9 protein-coding genes are annotated in these 14,335 nt (G+C 46.5%); all 9 read left to right on the top strand.

The features are described 5' to 3' along the window. Positions 1-10: 10 nt before the first annotated feature. On the top strand, positions 11-2,842 hold the full coding sequence (locus tag OCV54_RS07690) for an ABC transporter permease (protein ID WP_055223333.1): 2,832 nt from the start codon (positions 11-13) through the stop codon (positions 2,840-2,842). Between the two features lie 3 nt (positions 2,843-2,845). Further along, entirely contained in the window at positions 2,846-3,526 is a 681-nt protein-coding gene (locus OCV54_RS07695) for an ABC transporter ATP-binding protein (protein WP_015533878.1), read from the top strand. Next, on the top strand, positions 3,516-4,634 hold the full coding sequence (locus OCV54_RS07700) for an ABC transporter ATP-binding protein (protein WP_308936782.1): 1,119 nt from the start codon (positions 3,516-3,518) through the stop codon (positions 4,632-4,634). Before OCV54_RS07695 ends, OCV54_RS07700 begins: the two co-directional genes overlap by 11 nt. A 76-nt stretch (positions 4,635-4,710) precedes the next feature. Further along, on the top strand, positions 4,711-6,285 hold the full coding sequence (locus tag OCV54_RS07705) for a hypothetical protein (RefSeq protein ID WP_015533877.1): 1,575 nt from the start codon (positions 4,711-4,713) through the stop codon (positions 6,283-6,285). Positions 6,286-6,608: 323 nt separating this feature from the next. Next, positions 6,609-6,944, top strand: a complete 336-nt coding sequence (locus OCV54_RS07710; RefSeq protein ID WP_022216248.1) for a metal-sensing transcriptional repressor — start codon at positions 6,609-6,611, stop codon at positions 6,942-6,944. A gap of 65 nt (positions 6,945-7,009) precedes the next feature. Further along, complete coding sequence (locus tag OCV54_RS07715; protein ID WP_055223335.1) at positions 7,010-9,562, top strand: heavy metal translocating P-type ATPase; 2,553 nt, start codon at positions 7,010-7,012, stop codon at positions 9,560-9,562. A gap of 13 nt (positions 9,563-9,575) precedes the next feature. Then, the gene (gene cls, locus OCV54_RS07720) at positions 9,576-11,108 is read left to right on the top strand and encodes a cardiolipin synthase (protein WP_015533874.1); all 1,533 of its coding nucleotides are present in this window, start codon (positions 9,576-9,578) and stop codon (positions 11,106-11,108) included. A gap of 15 nt (positions 11,109-11,123) precedes the next feature. Then, positions 11,124-12,908: an O-antigen ligase family protein gene (locus tag OCV54_RS07725; RefSeq protein WP_055223337.1), complete on the top strand. Its 1,785-nt coding sequence runs from the start codon at positions 11,124-11,126 to the stop codon at positions 12,906-12,908. 146 nt (positions 12,909-13,054) lie between these two features. Beyond that, positions 13,055-14,275 (top strand): tyrosine--tRNA ligase, encoded by a 1,221-nt coding sequence (gene tyrS / locus OCV54_RS07730; protein WP_055223338.1) that lies wholly within the window; start codon positions 13,055-13,057, stop codon positions 14,273-14,275. The last annotated feature ends 60 nt before the right edge of the window (positions 14,276-14,335 follow it).

A 14,335-nucleotide genomic window follows, 5' to 3' on the forward strand; every position in this document is an offset into this window, starting at 1 on the left:
AGGAGATATAATGTTTAAATTTTTATCACATAAATTATTGAACAAGAAGTGGTTAAATGCATGTCTCCTGCTTGGAATCATATTGCTGGTGGCTGTTGCATCGTGCAACCCAATGTTCAAAAACGGAGCGCTGGATATGCTCATGTCGTCCAAGTTTGACGCGGCGATGGTAGAGCAGAACAAGTATCCGGCAACTATCGGCAGATCAGGCTCATGCGCGGTAGACGATTATGCCGATGCCGATGCAGTGCTTGGCAGGATCGGCAAATATGAGGACATGTGGAACTACTACATGGAGATAGATGCTCTGCAGAAGCAGACCAGCCTGTCACTTCAGGCGGGTTACACCCAGAGCAACCTGAATCACAGGACCAGCTTCAACATGACATATATGCCACAGATAGAGGATCATGTGAACATAACATATGGAACGTCACTCGAGGATGCCAAGACAGAGGATGGTGTGTATCCTTGTATCATCTCACAGAGAAACCTTGACAAATACGGCCTTGTCGTTGGAGAGGTATTCAGCATAGATACCGGACTCAGCGATGCCGTTGACTCACAGGGCAATCCTATGAAGTATCAGATCGTAGGTGTATTTGAGGAGAAGGATTACTCAGACAGCTTCTGGTATGACCAGCTTGCAGATCTCGACAGCGAGGTATATGTGAAGAAGGATGACTTCAACGACATGATAGGCAAGTACGGCTTCCTCACAATATACTACGTGGATCACGTCATGCTTGACTACTCACAGATAACACACAAGAATGCCATGGACACGTTGTATTATCTCCAGTCATTTGAGAAGTCAGATAAATATTTTGAGCAGAATTTCAGCAGTGTGCTCATAGATTATAAAGGCGATGCAAGAACCATCGGTATAATCATATGGGTTCTGGAGCTCCCAATACTGGTTCTGCTTCTGGCATTCATTTACATGGTATCAAGTCAGATACTTGAGATGGAGGATGGAGAGATCGCCATGCTCAAGAGCCGTGGTACCAGCACGAAGCAGGTTCTCGGAATATACCTTGGACAGTCGGCAATACTGTCGGTGATAGCCATAGTGATAGGAATCCCTATAGGATATCTTCTGTGTAAGCTTGCAGCAAGCACGGATTCGTTCCTGCAGTTTGGATTTAAGGATACACATTTCTATGGAGTAGATCCGTGGATGATAGTATACAGTCTGGCTGCCGCTGTTATAGCTATATTATTTGTGACACTTCCGGTGTTCAAATACGCCAAGAACTCCATAGTAGAGCAGAAGAGCAGAACAGGAAAGGTAAATTACAGGCCATTCTGGGAGAAGTTCTTTGTGGACGTCATCCTTGTGACACTTTCAATATACCTCCTGTACAATTACAACAAGCAGAAATCGACGATAGCACTCGATATACTTGCGGGTTCAAGACCTGATCCGGTCATCTTTCTGAACTCCTCACTCTTTATATTTGCAGTGGGACTTCTGGTGCTCAGACTCATCAAATACCTGATAAGACTGATATACAGGATCGGAAGAAAGAGATGGTCACCGGCTGTGTACGCATCATTCCTGCAGATCACACGTACGGTCAAGAAGCAGGGATTCATATCGGTGTTCCTTGTAATGACAATAGCCATGGGTATGTTCAACTCGAACATGGCAAGAACCATAAATAAGAACAAGACACAGCGAATAGATTACAATCTGGGAACGGATCTTGTGGTACAGGAGCAGTGGACCAGAGGAACATACATAGACAAAGACAAGAAGACCCACTGGTATTACACAGAGCAAGATTTTGAGAGATTTACAAAGCTCGAGGACAGCCTGTGTGACAAGGTGACAAGAGTCATATACGACGATAATGCCGTCATAAAAGCGGGCGGCGAGGAGTTGGCGGGCAGCGTACTCATGGGTATCAACACCAAGGAGTTCGGTGAGACGGCCAGACTGCAGAGCGGACTCAACAAGGAGCACTGGTACAATTACCTGAATGATCTTGCAACAGTGTCGAATGGAGTCATCATTTCATCAAACCTTGCAAAGAAGTACAATATAAAGGTTGGAGATTCCATAAACTATGCGAGATACAGTCCTATTGCAAGCAAGGAGAAGGAGGAGATCGCATCTCCTAGCGGAACGGTATGTGCCATAGTGGATGCATTCCCGGGATTCCAACAGTATGTGTATGAGAAGGATTCCGAGGGAGAGATGCAGGAGGTGGAGAGATACCTCGTAGTTGCCAACTATGCATATGTTGTTGGTGCATTCAGTCAGACACCATACCAGGTATGGATGCATCTCAAGGATGGTGTGGACTACAAGGATGTACTTCAGGCACTCAGTGATGAGGATGTCAATATAGTGCAGTATGAGAGTGTGGATAAGGATGTGTCAGAGATGCAGGAGTCACCTCTGGTGCTCATAACAAATGGTCTGTTCTCACTGTCATTTATCATAGCGATCATACTTTGTACGGTGGGATTCCTGATATACTGGATAACATCCATCAAACAGAGAGAACTTCTGTTTGGTATCTACAGAGCTATGGGTATGAGCATGCTTGAGATCAACAAGATGCTCATAAATGAGCAGATATTCAGCTCGGTACTTGCCAGTCTGGCGGGATACGGAGTCGGTGCTGCGGCTACGACGCTTTTCGTCAAGCTGGTTGCCGTGGTTTATCTGCCGGAATCACACAACATAGCGATATCGATAGCTGTGGATCCTTACGACATCATAAAGCTCACAGCGGTTGTTGTATTTATGTTTGTTGTATGTTTCGTAGTCATAAGAACTATATTGAAGAAGATGAATATAACACAGGCATTAAAGCTGGGGGAGGATTAATCTATGGATGAAATTATGATAGAGGCACATGGAATCAAACGCTGTTTCAGACTTGGAAGCGGAGAAGATTTCTATGCACTCAAGGGAATAGATATAACAGTCCCGGCTGGAAAGCTCACTATACTCAAAGGTCGATCAGGATCGGGTAAGACGACACTGCTCAATATCCTGAGCGCGCTGGATGAGCCTACTGAGGGAGAAGTGATAGTCGGCGGCCACGTGTACAGCGAGATGAACGAGAAGGAAAAGGAGAAGCTGAGAAGATACAATATAGGATTTGTATTCCAGTCGGTTGCCCTGATCCCGATTATGAGTGCGTATGAGAACGTCGATTTCGGACTCAGACTTGCGGAGTATGAGGGCAACAGGGATGCCCGTATAAAAGAGGTGCTCGATCTGGTGGGACTGTCATCCAGAATGACGCATTTCCCAAATCAGATGTCAGGTGGTGAGCAGCAGAGAGTTGCCATAGCCAGAGCGGTGGCTCATAAGCCAAAGGTAATATTTGCGGATGAGCCTACAGGAGCCCTTGATACGGCTTCGGGACTTGCAGTCATGAAGCTGTTCCAGGAGCTGGTGTACAAGGAAGGAATAACGATAGTCATGACGACACATGATCCGAAGCTTATGGAGCTCGGTGATGTAGTATATGAGATAGAGGATGGTGAGATAGTTGAGCGATAAGCATTTATTCAGAAAAAAGAAGAACGATGCTGTGGAGCCTGAAACTATAGCACCGGATGTGGAGACACAGGACATGGAGAACACGGATGGCCAGGAGACGCAGGAGTTCGTGTACGGCATGGATCTTCAGGAAGACGAGGGCACTGACAGCGGGAAAGCCGTGGAAGCAGATCCTGAGGCTGGCACAGATAAAGAAGCCGGCGGGGAACGCCTTGGTTCTGAGGAGAATATCATAGAGTGTGACAGCCTTGTCAAGATATACAAGACTGACGATGTGGAGGTCATGGCTCTTCAGGGCCTGGAGCTCAACATCAAATACGGCGAGCTCATGGCGGTCATCGGAAAGTCGGGATCAGGAAAGTCCACACTCCTCAATATGATCGGAGGACTTGAGAGACCTACGGCCGGAAAGCTGTATGTCGACGGCAAGGATCTGTTTGCGATGACGGATAAGGAGCTTGTGGAGTACAGAAAGCACACTGTAGGATTTGTGTGGCAGAAAAACTCCAGAAACCTTCTGCCATATATGACAGCCATAGAGAATGTTCAGGTACCTATGTACTTCGACAAGAGTAACAAGGAAGACAAGTATGCAAGAGCCCATGATCTGCTCTGCAGAGTGGGACTTGAGGACAAGATAAATTCATATCCATCTCAGATGTCAGGTGGTGAGCAGCAGAGAGTTGCCATAGCCATAGCCCTGGCAAATAATCCGAAGATACTTCTTGCGGATGAGCCAACGGGAGCCGTGGACAGCAAGACATCCAACATGATACAGGATCTGTTCAGAAAGCTGAACGAAGAGCTCGGGATAACGATAATCATAGTTACACATGATATAAGCCTTGCAAATAAGGTGGGACGTGTGGTTATGATTGCGGACGGCAAGATTAGCACAGAGAAGATCATGAAGGAATCTTACAAGGACAGAATGAACGAGCTGACGACAGACGGCTTCTCATCTGATGATTCACATGAGGAGTTCTCGATACTCGATAAGGCAAATCGTGTACAGATAAGCCCTGATATGCTGGCGGCTGCCGGAATCGACAGCAATAAGGTCAAGGTTCAGGTTGTTGACGGCAAGGTCATCATCACAAAAGAGTGATAGCAGATGGTGTTGTGTCAGCGGGGAAAATATATTATAATTACTTCAATTAAGTAAGGAAAGGTTGGTATTTTATATGAGAAAAGCGGGTTACAAAAAAGCGGCGGCGCTGCTTTTGGTGACATCACTTGTGGCAGGAACTGCGCTTACAGGATGTGGCAAGAAGAAGGTGGATTACAACATGGGAGACGACGAGAACGGCGGTGGTGGCGGTAAGCTGGCATCAAGACTCGACGTACCAGAGTCATACAATGGCAAGCTTGAGGGCATCAATGCAGATACAGGTCTCACAGATGTATCCATAAATGCCACAGAGATAGAGGTGCCTGACACAGATAAGATGTCAGTGCTTTACTATGAGCTTAACAATGTAGACAATGACTACAAGAAGCGTGTGTGCGAGAATATATTTGACGTGAGCGCAGGTGTATATGTATATAACTGGGATAAGCCGTACAAGGAGGATATACAGAGAGAGATAGATTCACTTCAGTCCATGATGGATCAGGCTACATCGGATGATGATAAGAGCTATTATGAGGATTACATGAAGTCACTTAAGGATCAACTCAAGACAGCGTCTGATACGAGAGAGGGAGCCGGAGACTACAGTGGAGACACATTCATCGGATCTGTAGGGGACAACGAGTTCATGGTAACATTCTATGGAAGTGGCGATGACATGTCCACAGGCGGCGGATTCTCACTGGATTACTATCCATCGGATCAGCTTATACAGTACAGACCTAAGGATGGCGCAACAAGTGTATACTGCTACAGCAGTGAATATTCTGACGAGGAGGCTTCCGCAAACACAGCTTCCATCAGTGCGGCAGATGCTGAGCAGAAGGGAACAGATTTCCTTGCATCATGTGGAATCTCAGATGTTATAGAGACAAGTAATTTTGATCTGCTGTGGGATTACAGCGATGCATCATACAACACAGTTGCAGCAGAGAAGAATGGTTATATGGTAACATACAAGCGTTCTGTGGACGGTGTGGCTCCATATACACCTAATGTATACGGCCTTGATTCCCTTTCGACAGGGGATGACTCAGTATATTATGACACCATGGATGAGACATTCCAGCTCGGTATTGATGACAATGGACTTATCTCAGCATATTGCCTTGATTCCTTCAGAGCAACAGGAGACAAGAAGGACAACGTTGATCTTATAAGCTGGGATGATGCACTCAAGAAGCTTCCGGAGGCTGTAAATAAGTATTACACAGACAACAAGACACAGTACAGCACCATTGAGTTCAACGATGTAAGACTTACATACTACAAGCTCAAGGATGGAGATAAGTACACATACAGCCCTGTATGGGTATTTGCACAGTGCGACAAGATGGAGGATGGAAGCCTCGATAAGGATTATCCAATACAGCTCATCATGTTAGATGCTACCACAGGAGATATGATAGATCTTAAGGATGTCCTGAACCAGCAGACATATGATTCATCTGTAGTTGATTCTGTTATTGACAGTGATTCAGATTTTGATATAAGTGACGACAGCCTCATTGATGAGACTGATATAACTGATACTGACGATGCAGACAGCAGTGATGAGTCAAGCGCAGATGCGATTGATATCGGAGATGCTGATATCGACATGGGCGATCAGGATACAACAGAGTAAATAAAACTCAGACATATAGGTTAAAGGAGAAAAACCCTCATAGACTGATAAAGTGGTATAAATATTGGTCTATGAGGATTTTTTATTGTTGACACATACCCCTAGGGGGTATATAATCCGTGGATGAAAAGAGAATTTAACAGCCGTAATGTGCAGATAATAAACAGATGGCATATATGCAGCGTCATTTGAAATGTGAACAGAAATGGCTGATGTACAAGGGATGTGTCAAGATTTCTATGAAAACTTGACATGTAGCCCCAGCCATTTGCCGAAGGCAAATTTTGCATGGCTGGAGTTCAATAAGGATGGAGGAAAGATATATGGAAGAACAGAAGAAATGCTGCTGTCATCATGGCGGAGAGATAAGCGATGTGGAAGCCAGGGTGAGGACAAGGACAGACGAGGAGTATAAGAAGCTTCTCAACAGACTGAACAGGATAGAGGGGCAGATAAGAGGCGTGAAGAGTATGCTGGAAAATGATGCCTATTGCACAGACATCGTGCTCCAAGTGTCGGCGATCAATGCGGCACTCAACAGCTTCAACAGACAGCTCCTTGCCGAACATATCAGGACCTGTGTTGCAGATGATATAAGAAATGGCAAGGATGATACTATAGAGGATCTGGTAAATACGGTTACCAGACTTATGAAATAGATATGTCAGTTATTGGCAAGTGCGGTTACGAACTGACTGATGCTTGATAAAGGAAGGTGAAATATATGGACAAGTACAATGTGACAGGAATGACATGCAGTGCATGCAGTGCAAGAGTCGAGAAGGCCGTATCCAATGTTGAGGGAGTTACCTCGTGTCAGGTGAATCTCCTGACCAACTCCATGATGGTGGATGGAACAGCCGACAGCGGAACTATAGTGGCTGCAGTTGAGAAGGCAGGATACGGTGCGAGTCTGGCGGGTGGAAGATCTGCTGGCGGAAATACTTCACATTCAGGTGGGAAGAGCAGCGGTTCCGGTGAGAGTGAGGCGGACAAAGAATTTGGAAAAATGAAGAAGAGACTGGTGGCATCAGTTATAATTCTTATTCCCCTCATGTATATATCAATGGGACATATGATGTGGAACTGGCCGCTGCCAAGCTTCTTTGACGGCAATCATGTGGCGATGGGACTCACGCAGATGCTGCTAACCATAATTGTGATGGTGATAAATCAGAGATTCTTTGTGAGTGGATTTAAGGGAGCTATACACGGCTCGCCTAATATGGATACGCTGGTGGCCATGGGCTCAGGTGCCTCATTCATATACAGCGTGTACGTGCTCTATGCCATGACAGCGGCGCAGACAGCAGGTGACGGTGAGCGTGTCATGACGCTCATGCATGATTTTTATTTTGAATCTGCGGCCATGATACTGGCGCTTATAACAGTCGGCAAGACGCTTGAAGCATATTCAAAGGGAAGAACCACGGACGCACTCAAAGGTCTGATGGATCTTGCCCCGAAGACAGCCGTTCTCATCAGAGATGGTGAGGAGGTCACCGTGGATATAGACGAAGTTGCGGTTGGAGATATAGTTGCCGTTAGACCGGGTGAGAGCGTTCCTGTGGACGGAGTAGTCCTTGAGGGGGATTCCGCTGTGGACGAGTCAGCTCTCTCAGGTGAGAGTATACCTGTGGATAAAACTGTAGGAAGCCGTGTGTCTGCGGCGACGATCAACCAGTCGGGTTATCTGAAATGCCGTGCTACACAGGTAGGTGCGGATACCGCACTGTCCAAGATAATAGATATGGTAAGTGATGCGGCGGCTACCAAAGCTCCAATAGCAAAGCTTGCTGATAAGGTTTCGGGAGTGTTTGTACCTGTTGTCATACTGATAGCATTTATCACGATGATAGTGTGGATAATAGTGGGCAAGGATGCCGGTTATGTGTTGGCGAGAGGAATATCAGTGCTTGTTATAAGCTGCCCATGTGCCCTTGGGCTTGCCACACCTGTTGCGATCATGGTGGGAAATGGAATAGGTGCCAAGCACGGAATACTGTTCAAGACTGCGACTGCTCTTGAGGAGACAGGAAAGAGCAGCATAGTGGTCATGGACAAGACCGGAACGATCACAAAGGGAGAGACGGTAGTGACGGATATACTGGCGGCAGATGGAGTAAGTGATGACGAGCTGATGCAGAAGGCTGCGGCTCTGGAGAAGCTGTCAGAGCATCCTCTGGCAAGGGCTGTGGTTGGATATTACAGTGAGAATTACCAGACAGGTGATGCACAGAAGGATAAAAATTATGAGGTATCCGATTTCAGGGCTGTTGCGGGCAACGGTCTGATGGGAAGTCTGAACGGCAGAAAGATCATCGGAGGAAATATGGATTATATAAAGGGCTATGCGGATGTACCTGAGGCGATGAAGGATAACGCAGAGAAGGTATCACAGCAGGGAAAGACACCTATGTTCTTTGCCGAGGAGACTGACGGAGATTACAGAGTCCTCGGAATAATAGCCGTGGCGGATACTGTGAAGGAGGACAGCGCTGAGGCCATAAGCCAGCTTCAGTCGATGGGACTTTCAGTAGTTATGTTAACCGGTGATAATGAGAGAACCGCCAAAGCCATAGGAGAGCAGGTCGGCGTAGACAGAGTAATAGCGGGCGTGCGTCCGGACGGCAAGGAGAGCGTTGTGCGAGATCTCATGCAGAAGGGGCATGTGATCATGGTTGGTGATGGAATAAATGATGCCCCTGCACTCACAAGGGCAAATATAGGAATAGCCATAGGTGCAGGCACGGATATAGCCATAGATGCTGCGGATGTTGTTCTCATGAAGAGTGAGCTCACAGATGTTCCGGCGGCCATAAGACTCAGCAGGGCAACAGTTAAGAACATAAAAGAGAATCTTTTCTGGGCATTTATATATAATATAATTGGAATACCACTTGCCGCCGGCGTGTGGATCCCGATATTTGGCTGGACGCTCAATCCTATGTTCGGAGCGTTTGCCATGAGCCTGTCAAGTTTTTGTGTTGTTACAAATGCGCTGAGGTTGAATTTGACAGACATTTATGATAAAAATAAAAGGTATAGAATCAAGGAGGACAAAGTTATGACAAAGACAATGAAGATCGAAGGTATGATGTGTGGACATTGTGAAGCCAGAGTCAAGAAGAGTCTTGAGGCCCTTGACCAGGTGCAGGAGGCTGTAGTCAGCCATGAGACAGGAACAGCGGTTGTCACTCTCAAGGCAGACGTTGATGACAGCGTGCTCAAGAAGACAGTAGAGGATCAGGATTATAAGGTGACATCAATTCAGTAAAGGCAGGAAATATATGAAGAAGATACTGAACAGATTGCTAAGCAGAATGGTAATAACGTGCTTTCTTGTGGTCGTCCAGTTGGCGATCATGATACTGGGGGTTGTTTTTCTTCAGGACAGATATATCTATATATCGGGTGCTCTCAAGCTGCTCAGCGTAATAGTTGTAATGTATCTTATAACAAAGGATACTAACCCTATGGTAAAGATGGCATGGATGGTGCCGATACTCATATTCCCGGTGCTGGGAGGTCTTATGTATGTGCTCTATGGACATGTGCTGATACCTAAAAAACTCAGAAAGAATTTTCTGCGGGTTCTCCAGCAGGAGGTATATGAGAACGTCAAGGGGGACAACTGGGTCCCAGCGGAGAATTTAAAGTCGGAGCCTACATACAGGATATGTAATTATATGGAGAATGTGGCTGAGGCGCCTCTGTACAAGCATACCAGTGTAAAGTATTATGCCATAGGCGATGATGTGATGGATGATCTCATCAGAGACCTGGAGAGTGCGGAGAAGTATATATTCATGGAATATTTCATCGTGGACAAGGGTTATATGTGGGATACCATACTTGAGATATTGAAGCGCAAGGCTGCGGAGGGACTTGATGTCAGGTTCATGTATGATGACATCGGATCTGTGTTCAATGTGCCGAAGTATTACTGGAAGGAACTTGAATCCTACGGTATCAAATGTATGGCGTTCAATCAGGTGGTTCCATTCTTTGCCACTATCTTCAATAACAGGGATCACAGGAAGATCACTGTTATTGATGGCAAGATAGCTCACACCGGCGGTTACAACATGGCTGACGAGTATATCAACAAGATAGAGAAGTACGGCAAATGGAAGGACAGTGGAGTGAGACTTGAGGGCGAGGGCGCCTGGAGCTTCACTGTTATGTTCCTTCAGATGTGGAACAGCTTCAGATATTCAGAGGGAAGCTACAACAACTATAGACCGGCGGAAATCGACTATAGTGGCGTAAGTGACGGATATGTTCAGCCGTACAAGTCCAGTCCTCTGAGCGGAGAGAATGTGGGTGAGAATCTGTACATGCAGATGATAAATGATGCACAGGAGTACATTTATATATTTACCCCATATCTTATCGTGTGTAACGAGCTCATGATGGCACTGAAGCTGGCAGCCAAGAGGGGCGTGGATGTGCGTATTGTTACGCCGGCCATCCCGGACAAGAAATATATATACAAGATGACCCAGTTTAGCTACAAGGAGCTGCTTCTGGCGGGTGTGAAGATATATCAGTACACGCCTGGATTTATACATTCAAAGACTTTGCTCATGGATGGCAAGCTTGCATCTGTGGGATCCATCAATCTGGATAACAGGAGCTTCTATCACCACTTTGAGTGTGGAACTCTTCTGTATGACTGCAAGGCCATAGAAGATGTGAAGAAGGATATGATGGATACATTTGCCGAGTCGGAGGAGATAGATATTCCGTGGTGCAGAAATAACATAAGCAGGGTGAATATACTTGGTGCGATACTCAGATTATTGTCACCGCTTTTATAAAAGGAGTATAGCCGTATGGGCAAGAAGGACAACATAGCAGGAGACGGCAGCAGGCGGGAACTTCAGAACGGAATAACCACGTTATTTCTTATATATATGGGGGCTGCGTATCCCCTGATAACTCATGACAGATATTTTGATATAACAGTAACCAAGTACAGGGCGTTTTATATTGCACTGTGCATTTATGCGGTGCTTATGGTGCTTGCGGTGTTGGTGGATGTGCTTGGACGAAATGTCAGCACAGGGCATGGGTCGCAGAGCTCAGGCGGGAATGTAGATGCTTCAGCAGGGGCGGCACATGGCAGCAGGTTTATTGGACGCCTGAGACATTTTATGGATATGCATAATATCATGACCATGGATATATTCATGGCAGGATTTGTTCTGGCAAATGTTCTGGCATTCTTTATGTCAGGGAATAAGGTAGCAGCATATACAGGCGAGGAGGGCAGAAGGTGCGGACTTCAGTTCGTGCTGCTGGCCTTTTTCCTGTATGTGTGTATGGCGAGATATTGCAGGATAAGGCGGTATGTGGTGGTCATATTCATGCTTGCGGGCTCATTTGTGGGAATTGTCGGCATATGCCAGTTCATGGGATATGATTTCCTTGGACTCAGGGAAGGGCTGATGCAGAGCATAAGAAATGTATACATATCCACATTTGGCAATATCGATATATTTGCAAGCTTCCTGTGCGTGCTGGTTCCGATGGCAGCCGGGGCGTATATCAGCTCGGAGGGAAAAGAGAGCATAGTGATACGGATAACAGCAGTCATCGCTGTGCTCACAGGAACAGGAGCGGTGATCATATCCAATGCAAACCTTGCATATGCAGGCGTGGGTGGTGCTATGATTGTGGCATGGATATGGGCGTCATACCGCGGAAGAATAAGAGAATTTGCAGATGTATGCCTGGTTATGGCGTGCGGAGTCCTGGCGATCAGCATTATGCTGGGAAGAACGGATAACGGATATTCAGAACTTGACGGACTGAGCTGCTTTGTGAGTGACAGCCGGATGGTGTGGATAGTTTCCGTGGTCGTTCTCGTTGTATGGGCGGCCATAAGGCTGGCTTCAAAGTGGACTGTGAAGTTCCGCGGAAAGGCAGCTCTTGCTGTATCGGTTGGCGTATCACTTGCAGGCATCGTGGCTGTTGTTATATATGCGGCGCACAACCACATGTGTATATTTTCATTTGAAGATTCCTGGGGAAACTACAGGGGTTTTGTGTGGAGGAGACTCATGGAGGCGTACAGGGATTTCAGTGTTCCACAGAAGCTGTTCGGTTATGGAAATGAATCGGTGAAGTCGATCATGACTGATAGATACTACGACGATATGATGAATGCGGTGGGTGTTATATATGATAATGCTCACAATGAGTATCTGCAGTATCTGATAACCACAGGAATATTCGGTGCAGTGAGTTACGTAGGACTGCTGGTTACCACAGGTGGTGCTCTTGTGAGAACTGCGGTATCAGGAGCTGTGATGAATGAGAATGAAAGCATGAGCAGTCAATCCGCAGAAAAAAGATCAAAGGAGAAGGCAGCTTCGAGAGATTCAAGAACTGTAAGAGGTTCAAAGACAGGGACTGGCTTGGAGTGCCTGCTTGGATATGCTGAGGATGAGGGCAGTATGATAGCTGTTCTGCTCGGGATAACCGGGTATGCTGTTCAGGCATTTGTCAATCTTAACCAGTCGCTCACAACACCATATATATTTCTGCTTATAGCCATGGCAGGAGGTCTGTGCCGGAGATATATATGTCAATTTGCAGATGGCGGCAGAAAATGACGTGTGAAGGACGATTTATAAGAAAATAATACAGGGAATTGTGTGTATATACTTGCCACAGTGCATAGCAAAATGTTATAATATTTGCCTGTGTGGTGCTAGTGAACCGCACATTGAATAAATAAATACAGGAGGTCTAGAGGGACATGCAGATTTATGACGAGCTTGTAGCCAGAGGGCTTATAGCGCAGACAACAGATGAAGATGAAATTAGAGATTTAGTAAATAATGGTAAGGCAGTATTCTATATTGGCTTTGATCCGACTGCTGACAGCCTGCATGTAGGCCACTTCATGGCGCTCTGTCTGATGAAGAGACTTCAGATGGCAGGCAACAAGCCTATCGCGCTGATAGGTGGAGGTACAGCCATGATCGGTGATCCATCAGGCCGTACAGATATGAGACAGATGATGACAAAGGAGACTATCCAGCACAACGTTGACTGCTTCAAGAAGCAGATGAGCAAGTTCATAGACTTCTCAGAGGACAAGGCGCTTCTCGTCAACAACGCAGACTGGCTTCTCGACCTGAACTATGTAGATGTTCTCCGCGATGTTGGAGCATGCTTCTCAGTCAACAACATGCTTCGTGCAGAGTGCTACAAGCAGCGTATGGAGAAGGGACTCAGCTTCCTTGAGTTCAACTACATGATCATGCAGAGTTACGACTTTTACGCACTGTACCAGAAGTACGGCTGCAACATGCAGTTCGGCGGCGATGACCAGTGGAGCAATATGCTTGGCGGTACAGAGCTCATCAGAAGAAAGCTTGGCAAGGATGCATACGCCATGACAATCACACTTCTCCTCAACTCAGAGGGCAAGAAGATGGGTAAGACCCAGAAGGGTGCTGTATGGCTCGATCCTAACAAGACATCACCATTTGAGTTCTACCAGTACTGGAGAAATGTGGCAGATGCAGATGTTCTGAAGTGCATCCGTATGCTCACATTCCTTCCACTTGAGGAGATAGATAAGATGGACAGCTGGGAGGGCAGCCAGCTCAACCAGGCAAAGGAGATCCTTGCATACGAGCTCACAAAGCTTGTACACGGCGAGGAGGAGGCTGCTAAGGCACAGGAGAGCGCAAGGGCACTGTTCTCCAAGGGTGTTGCAGCAGACATGCCATCAGTAACACTTGCAGCAGATGACTTCAAGGACGGCGCCATCGATATCGTGTCAGTTCTCGTTAAGTCAGGTCTTGTTACATCACGTAACGAGGGCAGACGTGCCGTAGAGCAGGGCGGTGTCGCTGTGGACGGCGAGAAGATCACAGATGTCCAGACTACAATTCCAGAGGAGAAGTTCGATGGCGAGGGCGTTGTTGTGAGACGTGGTAAGAAGAACTTCAGGAAGGTTAGTAAGTAAGAGTCGTTGATGCTTTGAGTGATATCAAGGCGAACGGCCAGTGGTTATTCAAAAAGGGAA

Source organism: Coprococcus aceti (assembly GCF_025567285.1).
GTDB classification, from domain to species: domain Bacteria; phylum Bacillota; class Clostridia; order Lachnospirales; family Lachnospiraceae; genus Coprococcus; species Coprococcus aceti.